Consider the following 13,870-nt stretch of genomic DNA (forward strand, 5'->3'; position numbering starts at 1 on the left):
GACCGGCTTTCCCCCCACTGATGCGCAACACATGCTACTCGCCCGTGCCGAGCCCATGAACCACCCTGCACATCGCGAACTCAGGGGCGGGTGCGCAACACGTCCCAGATCTGGCGGGCAGCCGGCACCGCAGCTCGCGCTGCGAGACCGCCTTGTTCGATCATGACCACCACGACGTACTGCTTGCCGCTTCTGGTCTTCGGGCCGTACGAGGCGAACCACGCGGTGGCGTCCTTTCCGTACACCTCAGCGGTGCCGGTCTTGCCCGAGATGGGGTAGTCGTCGGGGAAATCGACGAACGCCGGGTGCGCGGTGCCGGTCGGTTCGGTGACGACGCGACGCAACCCGTCGGTGAGAACCGTCTGAGCGGCGGCCGACAACACGAGCCGCCCGTTGGCGACCGGCGAGATCCGTGAGGCGGCAGAACCGTCCGAGGTGCGTGTGGCCGCGGCGACCTGCGGTTGCCAGATGGTGCCGCCGTTCGCGACGGCTGCATACCCGACCGCCAGCTGCAGCGGCGAGACGAGCACGTCTCCTTGTCCGATCGAGAGGTTCACCGCGTCGCCGGCCTGCCATTGATAACCGTAGGAGCAGTTCTCCTGCGCCAACTGCTTGAAGTACTCCGCCTGCTTCGTGTCAGAGACCTCGGGGTAGCCGCTCTTGGCCCGGCGACACATCGATGCCTTCGTGGTGTTCCAACGCTCGAGCTTCCACGCGCGGCTGGGGACATTGCCCGCCACTTCACCGGGCAGGTCGATGCCCGTGCGTCGGCCGAAGCCGAACTGCTTGGCCATCTGCGAATACGGACCGGTCTTGCTCACGTCGCCCTTCAGGCCTCCCTCGGAGATCCAATGGGCGAACGCCCAGCGATAGAACACCGTGTCGCACGACACCTGCAGGGCCGCCGGCATGTCGATGGCGCCGAAGGCGGCCGATTCGTAGTTCTTGAAGACCCGGCTGCCGACCGTCACCTGCGAGGAGCACTCGTACCGCCCCTTCGGGTCGACGCCGGACGCGATGGCCGCCGGCATGGTGACCGCCTTGAACGTGGACGCCGGTGGTTGCAGAGTTCCGATCACCCGGTTGGTCAGCGGATTGTGTGCCTTCGGATCGCTGAGCTTGCGGTACTCCGCCGCGGTGATGCCCCCGGTCCACACGAGTGGGTCGTACGTCGGGTTGCTGGCCATCGCGACCACAGCCCCGGAGGACGCGTCCAGGACCACAGCCGCTCCCCCGGTCACCGGTCGTTTCGCCGTGCGTAACCGACCGATCGTCTCGGCGAGTGCGGACTCGGCGGCTCGTTGCACCGGCACGTCAAGGTGCGTCAGGACGTCCTGGCCACCGACGGCCGGGGTGGTGCTGACCGTCCTGACCGGCAGTCCGCGCGCGTCGACAGCCAGCACGGTGCGTCCGGAGGTGCCGCGCAGCACCTTGTCGTAGCTGGACTCCAGTCCGCTGCGGCCGAGCAGGTCGGCGGCGTTGAGCGACGAATCACGTTGCAGGTCAGCGGCATTGGTGCGTCCGAGGTAGCCGATCACCTGAGCGGCATTCACTGCCGACGGTGCCGGGAACCGGCGTACCTGCTGCTGACGCACAGCCAGTCCCGGGAAGTCCTCCGGACGCTCGAGCAGTGTCATCGACAGCCCGGGGTCGACGTTGCTCAGCACGGGTATCGACTCGACGGGGCTGCCGGAGAAGCACACCGGTGCCGGCGGGGCGTCCTTGGTGCCGCACGCCTTGGTGCGCCCGAGCATCTCCTCGACGTCACCGCCGATCAGGCGCTGGACGCGGGTGAGGACCGCGCGCCCACCGTCCCGGCTCTCGGCGAGGGTCGTCGGGTCCATGGTGAGCACCCAGGTGGAACCATTGGTGACCAGCGGTGTCCCGTCCGCGGCCAGGATGCGGCCGCGGGTCGCGGGGGCGTCGACGGTGCGCGTGTTGATCCGTTGTGCGGCCTGCTTCATCGCGGGACCGTCGACCACCTGCAACTGGAACAATCGTCCTGCGAGCACGCCGAGCACGAGCACGGTGATGATCAGGATCGCCCAGAGGCGGGCTGTGTACGGCGCTGCGACGTTCGCCCGGTAGCCACGCGGATACTCGATCAAGTCGCGACGCCACCTCACGCCAGACCCCTTGCGACCAGGTAGGACTCCGCTCGGATCACGAGTGGCACGATCACCGCGCCGGCCAGTGCGGTACAGACGATCAATGCGGATGCATGGGTCAGGTTAGGCGTCTGCCGGGCAACGAGCGAGGTCAGCAGACGCAGCAACTGGATCCCGGTGGCCGCGAGCGCCACGGTGACGATCGGCACCAGGATCGAGGCACGCACCGAGCGCTGAAGCACCCCGCAGCCGGCACCGACAGCAGCGTGGATCAGGGCAGTGAGACCCAGCGGTGCCGAACCCGGTGGCACCAGGTCGACCGTCAGCCCGGCCGCGAGGCCGAACAGCGCACCGGCCTGAGTGCCGGAACTCAGGCCCACTGCGACGACGAGGACGAGCACCAGATCCGCTGGTACACCCACGGACGGAAGCACGGTGACGGTGAGCAGCGCGGCGAGCGACAACAGCAGCGCCCGCAGGACGGTGAGTCGGCTGGGGATCACGAGCCGCCCCGGATCGCCGGACGAGCAGGAACACTGCCCGCAGGGAACACGACGCCGACGAGGTCGAGGCGCGTCGGATCGACCGCCGGTCGGACGACCGCGGTCGGGCCGCCCTGTCCACGGTCGGGATCCACGGCGACCACCGTGCCCACCGGAACCTCGCGCACGAACGGGGTCTCCTCGATGCTGCCGAGGGTGGTGACCCGGTCTCCGACCTTCGGCGGCGTCTGACCGGCGATCCGTACCGTGAGCAGTCCTGCTTCACGGCCGGGCAGTCCTGCGGGGGCGGTGGACGCGAGCGAGGCGAGCAGCCGGTCGCCCCCCACCCGTACGCCGACCACGCTGGACGGGTCGGTGAGCAGTTGAACGGTCGCCGAACGGGTGCTCACCAAGACGACCCGGCCGACAAGACCTCCGGCCGCTATCACCGTGAGGTTGGTCCGGACACCGTCGCTCGACCCGGCATCGATGGTGACCTGTTTCAACCTGCCGACAGTGCCTCCGGGGGTGAACCCGATGACCTGCGCCGCGACGAAGGTGCGACCGTCGGCCGCCGCCGATCCGCGCAACGTCCGTAACGCGGCCAGGTCGGCAGCGTTCGATCTCGTGTCTGCGGACGACCGCCGGGCCGCGTCCCGTTCGCGCGTGAGCCGCGCGATCTCGTCGTCGTGCCCGGTGAACACGTCCTGTACCGGAGAGACGATCTCGGCGGCCGCTCGGCGCAGCGGGGCGGTCGCCGAGGGCGCCGCCTGGTCGACGACGGCGATCGCCAGGCACCCGGCCAGGCCGACGGCGAGGACCCGCCGTCGGGTCTGTGGCCGGAACGCCATCTCAGCCTTGAGCCTGCGCGTCCCCGACCTCGAGAGCGGCGTCGAGAATGGCCAGCCCCTCCCGCAGTTGGTCATCGGGGATGTTCAGGGCGGGCACGACGTGGATCCGGTTGTAGTTGACGAAGGGCAGCAGACCGTTCTTCTTGCACTCGGCGACAATCGCGTCCATCGCCGGGCTCGATCCGCCGTACGGTGCGAGGGGTTCGCGAGTTTCCTTGTCCCGCACCAGTTCCAGCGCCCAGAAGGCGCCGACACCGCGTACCTCGCCGAGGCAGGCATGGTCGCCCGCCATCTTCTGCAGGGCCGGCCCGATGATGTCGTCGCCCAGGCGGCGGGCGTTCTGCACCATCCCCTCCTCGCGCATCGCGTTGATCGTGGCGACAGCGGTGGCACACGCCAACGGGTGTCCGGAGTACGTCAGGCCACCCGGATAGGGCTTCTCGGCGAACGACTCGAACACCTTCGGCCCGACGATCACACCGCCGAGCGGGATGTATCCGGACGTGATGCCCTTGGCGAACGTGATGAGGTCGGGTTCCACGCCGTGGTGGTCCAGCGCCAGCCAGGTGCCGGTGCGGCCGAACCCAGCCATCACCTCGTCGGCGATGTAGACGATGCCGAACTCGTCGCACAGGTCGCGCACACCCTGCAGATATCCCGGCGGCGGCGGCATGATGCCGGCGGTGCCGGGGATGGTCTCCAGCAGGATCGCCGCGATCGTGGACGGACCCTCCAACTCCACGGTGCTGCGCAGGTGGGCCAGCGCGCGCTCGCACTCCTCCTGCTCGGTGGTGGCGTGGAACTGCGAGCGGTACAGGAACGGACCGCGGAAGTGGACGATGCCGGCGTTCCCGTAGTCGCTGGCGAACCGGCGCGGGTCGCCGGTCGCATTGAGGGCGGTCTGGGTGCCCCCGTGGTAGCTGCGGTAGCGGGTCAACACCTTGATGCGTCCGGTGTGCAGCCGCGCCATCCGGATCGCGTGCTCGATCGCCTCCGCGCCGGCATTGGTGAAGAAGGTGTGGTTCATGTCACCGGGTGCGATCTCGGCAATCAGGCGAGCAGCCTCGGAACGCTCGGCGTTCGCGTGCGCCGGCGCGATGGTGCACAGCTTGGCCGCCTGGTCCTGGATCGCCTTGACGACCTTCGGATGCTGGTGACCGATGTTGGTGAACACCAGTTGTGAGGTGAAGTCCAGGTAACGCTTGCCCTCGTCGTCCCACAGGTAGGAGCCCTCGGCGCGGTCGACCACCATCGGGTTGATCTTGCGCTGAGCCGACCAGGAGTGGAAGACGTGGGCGCGGTCGAGTTCGAAGGCGCGGGAGGGGCTCATCGGGTTCCTTCCGGGTTGCAGGGCACGAGTGGATTCGAGGGCGGAGAAGTCAGTACCGCTTGCTGTCTACCAGCACTCGCTGCAAGGTGCCGAACTCCTCGACACATCGTCCCGCACCCCGAGCGACCGAGCGCAGCGGCTCATCGGCCACGCGCACCGGTACGCCGAGTTCATGGCGCAATCGCGCGTCGATGCCGCGCAGGAGTGACCCGCCGCCGGTGAGCACGATGCCGTGATCGAGGACGTCGCCGGCCAGTTCGGGCGGGCAGACGTCCAACGTCGCGCGCACCAGTTCGCAGATCTGCAGCAGCGGCACGTCGATCGCCCGCCGCACCTCCTGGGAGGTGACCGTGACCGTCTTGGGCAGGCCGCTCACCAGGTCGCGCCCGCGCACCCGCATGGTGCGTTCTTCACGCAGCGGGAACGCCGATCCGATCTCGACCTTGATGTCCTCGCTGCTGCGCTCCCCCAGCAGCAACGAGTACTCATTCTTCACGAACGCGACGATCGCCTCGTCGATCTCATCGCCGCCCACCCGGATCGAGCGGGCCTGGACGATGCCGCCGAGGCTGATCACGGCGACGTCCGTCGTACCGCCGCCGATGTCGAGCACCATGCTCGCCTTGGCCGCTTCGACCGGGAGTTCAGCGCCGAGCGCAGCCGCCATCGCTTCCTCGATCACGTAGACCCGGCGGGCGCCGGCACGGGTGGCCGCATCCTCCAGCGCCCGGCGTTCGACCCCCGTGACCTCGCTCGGCACGCACACCACCATGCGCGGACGCAGCAGTCGGGACGGGTGCACCTGGGCGATGAAGTAGCGCAGCATCCGTTCGGCGACGTCGGCGTCGTTGATCACCCCATCGCGCAGCGGCCTCATCACGTCGACGTGGCCGGGCGTCCGGCCGAGCATCTCGCGGGCCTTGGATCCGGCCGCGATGAGCCGTCCGGTGCCTACTTCGAGCGCGACGACCGACGGCTCGTCGAGCACGACGCCGCTCCCGCGCGCGTAGACGACGGTGTTGGCGGTGCCGAGATCGACTGCTAGGTCACGCCCGGTGGGCAGCAGTCGTCGGGTCACCAACTGATCGTAATTGGCTGCGCCGGTTGCCCGTTCAGTACCCGCGGTACGACCCCTTGATCGCGTCGAGGATGGCCGGGTGCAACAGGGTCGACGGCGGCATCATGAGCTGTGCCCGATCGGGCGGGAAGGTCTGCGCCGCGAGGAGCACCCACGAGTCGACGAACCTCATCGCAGATGCATCGCCGGGCACCGCTACCCGCGGCGTGCTGCGCGCGGCGAGGTGGAATCCCCAGTCGCCGAAGCCGGCACATCGACGTGATAGGCGGCGGTCTTCAGGCCTACACTGCGCAAGGTGGCCTGGATGGTCCAGTAGGCCCGCTGGCCAGGCGGACGACGGCCGGGTCGAGGTCGACCGGCGTCACCTGCTGAACACCGGGGTACTTCAGCACCCGCGCTGGGCCCCGTTTTTGGCCCGGTTCCGACAATCGCGCTCGGTGGGCCGGACGTCGTGCGCAGCAGAGCCGCAGCGGTGGCACACTTGAGGGGATGAGTCCTTCCAAATCGAGACGTAAGTCGGTCCGTCAGGAGTACGAGGCCGAGGTCGCGGCGTACGTCGAAGCGGGCGGCAACGAGCAGGTCCAGCGGGTGATCACGGCCGTTCAGGGCCTCACCCGCAAGCTGTCCCAGTGGTACGCGGTGAGCCTGTCCGAGGTCGGTCTGACCAGCGGCGAGTGGTCGGTGTTGTCCAACCTCGCCCTGCAGCCGCGCGACACCGCCGTCACGCCGTCCCATCTCGCCGAGGCGGTGGCAGTGGCCCCGTCGTCGATGACGCACCGCCTGGACAAGATGGCCGAGCGCGGTCTCATCGAGCGCAGCCCCGACCCCACCAACCGCACGCGGGTGCTGGTCACGCTGACCACGACCGGGTGGGAGACCTTCCGACAGGTCATCCGCGAAAGCGACCTGCTGGAGTCCGACGTGCTGGCCCGCCTCACCGGGCCGCAGCGCGAGCAGCTGGCCACCCTGTTGGAAAAGGCGATCGCCGGGCTGGACGACCTGTCCTCCACCCGCGATCAAGCAGCTGGCTGAACCCACCCCACGTCCGGGATACGCACGGGGCCCGTCACCGATCGGTGACGGGCCCCGTGCGTTGCTCCGAGAGTGATCAGGCGAACCAGATGCCGATCTCCCGCTCTGCGGATTCCGGCGAGTCCGAGCCGTGCACGATGTTCTCCTGCACCTTCTTGCCCCAATCGCGACCGAGGTCGCCGCGGATGGTGCCGGGAAGCGCGGCCGTCGGATCGGTCGCTCCGGCAAGCACACGGAAGCCCTCGATACAGCGCTGACCCTCGACGACCACGAAGGTGGCCGGACCGCTGCTCATGAAGTCGACCAGCGGTTCGTAGAACGGCTTGCCCTCGTGCTCGGCGTAGTGCTGAGCCAGGCGCTCGCGATCGGGCGTCATCACCTGCAGGGAGGCGAGGGTGTAGCCCTTGGCCTCGATGCGCCGCAGCACCTCCCCGGTGAGTCCACGGCGGTAGCCGTCCGGCTTGACGATGACCAGGGTGCGTTCGATCTGCTCGCTCACGGTGCCGAGCCTAGGACACCGCGTCGTCACGCCACCGGCGGGGCGCTGTCGATCACACCGAAGCCGAGCAGCACGAACAGGATGATCGCCAGGATGATCCGGTAGAAGACGAACGCCTTGAAGTCGTGGGTCGAGATGTAGCGCAGTAGCCACGCGATGACCGCGTACCCGATGAGTCCGGAGATGACGGTCGCGATGACGATCGGCCACCATCCGTCCGGGTTCGGCTTACCGGCGATGTCGGCGAGTTCGAAGAAGCCGGACGCGAGCACGGCCGGGATGGCGAGCAGGAATGAGTAGCGCGCGGCGTCCTCGCGGCGGTACCCCATGAACAGCCCACCGGCGATCGTTCCGCCCGAGCGGGAGACACCCGGGATCAGCGCGCACGCTTGGGCCAGTCCGAACATGACGCCGTCACGCGCGTTGAGGTTCTCCAGCGTCTTTCGCTGCGACGCGGTCGAGTCGGCGACCGCGATGACCAGGGCGAAGACAAGCAACATCGTCGCGGTGACCCACAGGTTGCGCACCGGCCCGTGGATGACGTCCTTCAGCAGGACTCCGAGCACGCTGATCGGGATGGTGCCGATGATGACCCACCAACCCATGCGCGCGTCAGGGTCGCTCCTCGGCACCTTGCCGACCAACGACAAGGCCCACTGCTTGATGATGCGGACGATGTCGCGCCAGAAGTAGACGAGCACGGCCGTCTCGGTGCCCAGCTGTGTGACGGCGGTGAAGGCCGCCCCGCCGCCGTCGTTGTCGAAGAACAACCGGCTGACGATCAACTGGTGCGCCGACGACGAGATCGGCAGGAACTCGGTGAGTCCCTGCACGATGCCGAGCACCATGGCTTGGAAGAAGTCCACTACGAAGCTCCGGAGAATTCACGGGTCAGTCGGTCCATCTTCCGACCCTGGACGAGCGCGGTGATCCACAGAGCACCGAAGACCAGACCGACGAAGAACATCATCGGAACGATGAATGCCGCTGCCAGGGTAGCCACTTCGATGACCCATCCGAGCGTGACACCCCACGGACGACGCATCGCGCCGGCGGCGACGATGCACAGCACGGCGAGCACGCACCCGACGACGAGGTAGGTGGTGTGCGAGGAATCGTCCTGCGCCTTCGCAATGCCGTAGGCCACGAGTGCGCCGAAGAAGACCACCAGCGATTGCGAGCCGATCACGATGGCGGCGAAGCGCCGCGTCATCTTCTCCCCGACGCCGTGGAAGAAGACGTCCCTCACGTGTCGGTCACCCCGAGTGCAGCGCGGACGTCGGCGGCCGTCACGACGGACCCGGTGGCCAGTACGCCACCGCCGACACCGCCCTGTTCGTCGGCGAGATTCGCGGCCTTGTCGATCGCCTCCACCAGATGCGGCTCGACGTGCACCCGGTCCGCTCCGAACACCTCGGCAGCGAGCTCACCGAGGTCGCGCGGGCTCATCGAGCGCGGCGAGGAGTTGCGGGTCACCACGATCTCGTCCAGCACCGGCTCCAACTGCTCGAGCATCGATTCGGCGTCCTTGTCGCCCATGATCGCCACAAGTCCGATGAGCCGGGTGAAGGTGAACGAGTCGTTCATCGCCTCGCGCAGCGCGAGCACACCCCCGCCGTTGTGCGCGGCGTCGACCACGATCGTGGGTGAGCGGCGGACGATCTCGAGTCGTCCCGGAGAGCTCACTTCGGCCAGCGCGGTCTGCAGCACGTCGCGGTCCAGCGGCTGTTCCCCGCCGCCGATGAACGCCTCGACGGCGGCGATCGCCATGGCCGCGTTGTGAGCCTGGTGCTCCCCGAACAGCGGCAGGAACAGGTCGGCGTACTGACCGGCCAGGCCCTGGACGGTGATCTGCTGACCCCCGACCGCGGTCTCGCGTTCGGTGATGCCGAAGGAGATGCCGTCGCGTTCGAGCTCGGCGTCGACCTCCTGGGCTCGTTCCCGAATGAGTTCGTCGGCCTCGGGCAGTTGGCGTCCGACGATCGCGATGGAGTCGGGCTTGATGATGCCGCGCTTCTCGGTGGCGATGTCCTCGACCGTGTTGCCGAGCAGGCGCTGGTGATCGATGGAGATCGGGGTGATCACCGACACCTTCCCGTCGGCGACGTTGGTGGCGTCCCAGACTCCACCCAGGCCGACCTCGACGATCGCGACGTCGACCGGCGCATCCGAGAAGGCTGCATAGGCGAGCACGACCATGACCTCGAAGTAGGTCATCCGCGGGCCACCCGCGGCCTGCGACTTCTGGTCGACCATCTCGGTGAAGGGCAATGCGTCGTCGTAGACGTCGATCAACCGCTGCGGTTCGATCGGCATGCCGTTCAAGGAGATCCGCTCACGCATGTCGTGCAGGTGCGGTGAGGTGAACCGTCCGGTCGACAGACCCATCTCCCGCAGGATCCGCTCGATGATGCGCGTCGTCGTGGTCTTGCCATTGGTGCCGGTCAGATGGATCATCGGGAAGTTGTGCTGCGGGTCCCCCATCAACGTCATGCACTCGGCGACCCGGTCGAGCGAGGGCTCCGGATTGTTCTCCGGGGTACGCGCGAGGATCTCGGCTTCGATCTCCCGGATCCGCTTGTGCACCTCGAGCTTGCGCGCGGCCTCGACCTGGGCGGCGTCAGGACGTGGGGTCATCGGTCGTTCTCCTTGGGGTTGCGCATCTTGGGGTCGCGCAGTTGCAGCCGCACCCAGATCGAGTCCGGGATGCCGGAACCGCCGTGTTCGCGCTCGTATTCCACGAATCCGTGACGCTCGTAGAACGTCGCCGCGTGATCGTTGCCGACCAGGTAGGACAGACGGACCTGCTCGTAGTCCTCGCTGTGCGCGCGATTGATCGCCGCGGTGAGCAGGCGGTGTCCGAGCCCGGCGCCCTGGGCTTCGGGGACGACGTACAGCTTCCAGATCATGAAGTGTCCGTCGAGCGGGCCGAACGAGGTCATGCCGACGATCTCGCCGTCCACCTCGGCGACCAGGACGCGTCCGGCTCGGATCGCGGGGATCGTCGCCTCGTCGGTCCACCACTTCGACAGCCCCATCGCGACGTAGTCCTTGCCGGCGATGGGCGCGTAGGTGGCGGGCCAGGTGCGCAGCCCGACCTCGATGACCGCCTGCAGGTCCTCTCCCCCGGCCTGCCGGATCACCGCGGCCGGCGCCTGGTTCACGACCGGGCTCCGGAGTCGACCTTCTTCAGCGCGACACTCGCCTTCAGTCCGTCGGACAGCGTCATCGGGGTGGCGTTCGGCAACACCTGGTCACCGCCGGCCGCACCGAGTTGGACGGCGAGGGTCTCGCCCATGATCAGGCCCTGGTGCTCCAGCACGGCTTGCCACACCGGCTCGTCACCGATGATCGCGACGCTGATCCGGTCGCTGACGTCGAGGCCGGCCTCGCGACGGGCCTGCTGGACGCCGCGGACGACGTCGCGGGCGATGCCCTCCGAGCGCAGCGCGTCGGAGACCTCTGTGTCGAGCACGACGAACCCGCCACCCGGCAGCATGGCGGGCGCCTTGGCCTGCGAAGCACCCTGGGAGACAACGGTTTCGAGCGTGTATTCGCCCTCTTCGAGGGCCAGACCACCGCTGGTGACCGTGCCGTCGTCGGCGACCGACCAGTCCTCGCTCTTGCTGCCTTTGATCGCGAGCTGAACGTCCTTGCCCAAACGCGGTCCGGCCGCACGGGCGTTGACGGTGAGTCGACGGGTGAGGCCGAAGTCCTCCTCGGACGCGTCCGCCAGGTCGACCAGGTCGACCTTCTTGACGTTGACCTCGTCCGCGATCAGTGCGGCGAAACCTTCGATGGCCGCGGGGTCGGGCACCACGACGGTGAGCCCGCCGAGCGGCAGGCGCACGCGTAGGTTCTCCGCCTTGCGCAGGCTCGAGGTGGTCGAGCAGACCGCACGGACGCGGTCCATCGCGGTGACCAGTGCGTCGTCGGCCGGCAGGTCGTCCGCGACCGGCCAGTCGGTCAGGTGCACCGAACGTCCTCCGGTCAGGCCACGCCACACCTGCTCGGCGGTGAACGGCAACAACGGCGCGGCGACGCGGGTCAGCGTCTCCAGCACGGTGTACAGGGTGTCGAAGGCCTCTTCGTCGGCGTCCTTGCCCACCGACCAGAACCGGTCACGGGAACGACGGATGTACCAGTTGGTGAGCACGTCGGCGAAGGCGGCGATCGAGTCACACGCACTCGCGACGTCGTACGCGTCCAACTGGTCCTGCACCTGGTGCACCAGCACGCGGGTCTTGGCGAGCAAGTAGCGGTCCAGCACGTTGGTGGACGCTGTTGACCACTTCGCCTCGTACCCGGCGGCATTCGCGTACAGGCTGAAGAAGTACCAGCTGCTCCACAGCGGCAGCATCACCTGACGCACGCCGCCGCGGATGCCCTCCTCGGAGACGATCAGGTTGCCGCCGCGCAGGATCGGGCTGGACATCAGGAACCAGCGCATCGCGTCCGCGCCGTCGCGGTCGAAGACCTCGTTGACGTCGGGGTAGTTGCGCAGCGACTTGCTCATCTTCTGACCGTCGGAGCCGAGCACGATGCCGTGGCAAATGACGTTCTCGAACGCCGGACGGTCGAACAGCGCGCCGGCGAGCACGTGCAGCGTGTAGAACCAGCCGCGGGTCTGACCGATGTACTCCACGATGAAGTCGGCCGGGTAGTGGTGCTCGAACCAGTCGGCGTTCTCGAACGGGTAGTGCACCTGGCCGTAGGGCATCGAACCGGAGTCGAACCACACGTCCAGCACGTCTTCCACCCGGCGCATCGTGGACCGCCCGGTCGGGTCGTCGGGGTTGGGACGGGTGAGCTCATCGACGAACGGACGGTGCAGGTCGGGTTCGCCGTCGGCGTTCTTCGGCAGGGTGCCGAAGTCGGCCTCCAACTGCGCGAAGGAGCCGTAGACGTCGACCCGCGGGTACTCCGGATTGTCCGACTTCCACACCGGAATCGGGCTGCCCCAGAAGCGGTTTCGTGAGATCGACCAGTCGCGGGCGTTCTCCAACCACTTGCCGAACTGGCCGTCCTTGACATTGCCGGGCACCCAGTTGATCTGCTGGTTATTGGCCAGCAGCTGCTCCTTGATCGAGGTGACTGACACGAACCACGACGACACCGCCATGTAGATCAGCGGGTTACGGCAACGCCAGCAGTGCGGGTAGCTGTGGTCGTAGGTCTCGCGCCGCAGCAGCACGGTGCCCTCGGTGACCGCGCCACGCTCGCCGTCGCCACGGGTAGCAGCCCGCAGGTGGTCGATGACATGCGGGTTGGCGTCGAAGACCTGCATGCCTTCGTACTCCGCCACCGGGTAGGTGAACGCGCCGTTGGGCCCGACCGGGATCACCGGGGCCATGCCCTCCCGGTCGGTGACCATCATGTCGTCCTCGCCGAATGCACCGGCGCTGTGCACCAGCCCGGTTCCGTCGGTGGTGGTGACGAAGTCGGCTTCGACGACCCGGAAGGAGTTCTCGTGGCCGAGGTAGTAGGAGAACGGCGGGGTGTAGGTGGCGCCGAACATGTCGCGGCCCTTGAGGCGGCGCACGACCTTGTCGGCCCACTCGGCCTTGGCGTCGCCGAACAACTCCTTGGCGTAGCTCTGCACCCGCGCCTCGGCGATGACGTAGCGCTCGGTGCTACCGGTGAAGTCGGACTCGACCACGACGTAGTCGATGTCGGGGTGCACCATCACCGCGAGGTTGCTCGGCAGCGTCCACGGCGTGGTGGTCCAGATCAGGAAGTGCGCACCTTCGAGTTCACCGCTGCCGCATCGGAATCCGACAGTGACCGCGGGGTCCTGGCGCATCTGGTAGACGTCGTCGTCCATGCGCAGTTCGTGGTTCGACAGCGGGGTCTCGTCGTTCCAGCAGTACGGCAGCACCCGGAAGCCCTCGTAGGCCAGGCCCTTGTCGTGCAACTGCTTGAACACCCACAGCACCGACTCCATGAAGGTGGAATTGAGTGTCTTGTAGTCGTTCTCGAAGTCGACCCAGCGGCCCATGCGGTTGACATAGGCCTCCCACTCGTCGGTGTACTTCAGCACCGACGCGCGCGCGGCCGCATTGAACTTCTCGACCCCCATCGCCAGGATCTCGTCCTTGGTTTTCAGACCCAGCTGGCGCATCGCCTCGAGTTCGGCGGGCAGACCATGGGTGTCCCAACCGAACCGGCGCTCGACCTTCTTGCCACGCATGGTCTGGAAGCGCGGGACGACGTCCTTGGCGTAGCCGGTGAGCAGGTGGCCGTAGTGCGGCAGCCCGTTGGCGAAGGGCGGACCGTCGTAGAAGACGAACTCGTTGGCCCCGTCGACGCCCGCGTCCCGCTGCTCGACGGACGCCCGGAAGGTGCCGTCCTCGTCCCAGTAGCGCAGCACTGCCTGCTCGATCGCCGGGAAGTTCGGGGTCGAGGAGACACCGGCGGCAGTGGTAGCTGCAGTGGTGCCGGTGGACTCGCCGGAGTCGGCGGTGAGGTCGACCTTGGGGTACGCCATCGG

Annotated in this window: 13 protein-coding genes; 1 reads left to right on the forward strand and 12 read right to left on the reverse strand. The window is 67.8% G+C overall.

Annotated elements, in window-relative coordinates; all coding sequences use genetic code 11:
• Positions 1 to 80: 80 nt before the first annotated feature.
• The 6 genes from mrdA to ACYU8W_RS09120 are packed head-to-tail and all read right to left on the reverse strand — an operon-like array spanning position 81 to position 6,021.
• A complete protein-coding gene (gene mrdA, locus ACYU8W_RS09095; protein ID WP_499468447.1) occupies positions 81 to 2,108 on the reverse strand; it encodes a penicillin-binding protein 2 in 2,028 nt (675 codons plus the stop codon).
• A 14-nt stretch (positions 2,109 to 2,122) separates the two neighbouring features.
• The gene (locus tag ACYU8W_RS09100; protein ID WP_499468449.1) at positions 2,123 to 2,611 is read right to left on the reverse strand and encodes a hypothetical protein; all 489 of its coding nucleotides are present in this window, start codon (positions 2,609 to 2,611) and stop codon (positions 2,123 to 2,125) included.
• Positions 2,608 to 3,441, reverse strand: a complete 834-nt coding sequence (gene mreC / locus ACYU8W_RS09105; protein ID WP_499468451.1) for a rod shape-determining protein MreC — start codon at positions 3,439 to 3,441, stop codon at positions 2,608 to 2,610. The genes ACYU8W_RS09100 and mreC overlap by 4 nt, the downstream gene beginning before the upstream one ends.
• Position 3,442: 1 nt before the next feature.
• On the reverse strand, positions 3,443 to 4,771 hold the full coding sequence (locus ACYU8W_RS09110) for an aspartate aminotransferase family protein (protein ID WP_499468453.1): 1,329 nt from the start codon (positions 4,769 to 4,771) through the stop codon (positions 3,443 to 3,445).
• Between the two features lie 49 nt (positions 4,772 to 4,820).
• Positions 4,821 to 5,849 carry a rod shape-determining protein gene (locus ACYU8W_RS09115; RefSeq protein ID WP_281279542.1) on the reverse strand — a complete coding sequence of 343 codons (1,029 nt, stop codon included), beginning with the start codon at positions 5,847 to 5,849 and terminating at the stop codon, positions 4,821 to 4,823.
• 34 nt (positions 5,850 to 5,883) lie between these two features.
• Positions 5,884 to 6,021 (reverse strand): hypothetical protein, encoded by a 138-nt coding sequence (locus ACYU8W_RS09120; protein ID WP_499468455.1) that lies wholly within the window; start codon positions 6,019 to 6,021, stop codon positions 5,884 to 5,886.
• A 317-nt stretch (positions 6,022 to 6,338) separates the two neighbouring features.
• On the opposite strand from ACYU8W_RS09120, the gene ACYU8W_RS09125 reads away from it, so the two are divergent.
• Complete coding sequence (locus tag ACYU8W_RS09125) at positions 6,339 to 6,881, forward strand: MarR family winged helix-turn-helix transcriptional regulator (RefSeq protein WP_141927973.1); 543 nt, start codon at positions 6,339 to 6,341, stop codon at positions 6,879 to 6,881.
• Between the two features lie 76 nt (positions 6,882 to 6,957).
• Here the strand turns inward: ACYU8W_RS09125 and ndk are convergent, their stop codons facing one another.
• The 6 genes from ndk to ileS are packed head-to-tail and all read right to left on the reverse strand — an operon-like array spanning position 6,958 to position 13,867.
• Positions 6,958 to 7,380 carry a nucleoside-diphosphate kinase gene (ndk, locus tag ACYU8W_RS09130; RefSeq protein WP_499468457.1) on the reverse strand — a complete coding sequence of 141 codons (423 nt, stop codon included), beginning with the start codon at positions 7,378 to 7,380 and terminating at the stop codon, positions 6,958 to 6,960.
• Positions 7,381 to 7,406: 26 nt separating this feature from the next.
• Entirely contained in the window at positions 7,407 to 8,246 is an 840-nt protein-coding gene (locus ACYU8W_RS09135) for an undecaprenyl-diphosphate phosphatase (RefSeq protein ID WP_129624898.1), read from the reverse strand.
• A complete protein-coding gene (locus ACYU8W_RS09140; protein WP_499468459.1) occupies positions 8,246 to 8,629 on the reverse strand; it encodes a DUF4233 domain-containing protein in 384 nt (127 codons plus the stop codon). The genes ACYU8W_RS09135 and ACYU8W_RS09140 overlap by 1 nt, the downstream gene beginning before the upstream one ends.
• On the reverse strand, positions 8,626 to 10,017 hold the full coding sequence (locus tag ACYU8W_RS09145; RefSeq protein ID WP_499468461.1) for a bifunctional folylpolyglutamate synthase/dihydrofolate synthase: 1,392 nt from the start codon (positions 10,015 to 10,017) through the stop codon (positions 8,626 to 8,628). The genes ACYU8W_RS09140 and ACYU8W_RS09145 overlap by 4 nt, the downstream gene beginning before the upstream one ends.
• Positions 10,014 to 10,544: a GNAT family N-acetyltransferase gene (locus ACYU8W_RS09150; RefSeq protein ID WP_129624896.1), complete on the reverse strand. Its 531-nt coding sequence runs from the start codon at positions 10,542 to 10,544 to the stop codon at positions 10,014 to 10,016. Before ACYU8W_RS09150 ends, ACYU8W_RS09145 begins: the two co-directional genes overlap by 4 nt.
• Positions 10,541 to 13,867, reverse strand: a complete 3,327-nt coding sequence (gene ileS, locus ACYU8W_RS09155) for an isoleucine--tRNA ligase (protein ID WP_499468463.1) — start codon at positions 13,865 to 13,867, stop codon at positions 10,541 to 10,543. The genes ACYU8W_RS09150 and ileS overlap by 4 nt, the downstream gene beginning before the upstream one ends.
• Between the last annotated feature and the right edge of the window lie 3 nt (positions 13,868 to 13,870).

This window comes from Yimella radicis (assembly GCF_054778255.1).

Bases quoted from the DNA above. Each gene is read 5' to 3' on its own strand.
- ileS (WP_499468463.1), bottom strand. From the start codon at position 13,867: ATGGCGTACCCCAAGGTCGACCTCACCGCCGACTCCGGCGAGTCCACC.
- mreC (WP_499468451.1), bottom strand. From the start codon at position 3,441: ATGGCGTTCCGGCCACAGACCCGACGGCGGGTCCTCGCCGTCGGCCTG.
- ACYU8W_RS09125 (WP_141927973.1), top strand. From the start codon at position 6,339: ATGAGTCCTTCCAAATCGAGACGTAAGTCGGTCCGTCAGGAGTACGAG.
- ACYU8W_RS09145 (WP_499468461.1), bottom strand. From the start codon at position 10,017: ATGACCCCACGTCCTGACGCCGCCCAGGTCGAGGCCGCGCGCAAGCTC.
- ACYU8W_RS09110 (WP_499468453.1), bottom strand. From the start codon at position 4,771: ATGAGCCCCTCCCGCGCCTTCGAACTCGACCGCGCCCACGTCTTCCAC.
- ACYU8W_RS09120 (WP_499468455.1), bottom strand. From the start codon at position 6,021: ATGAGGTTCGTCGACTCGTGGGTGCTCCTCGCGGCGCAGACCTTCCCG.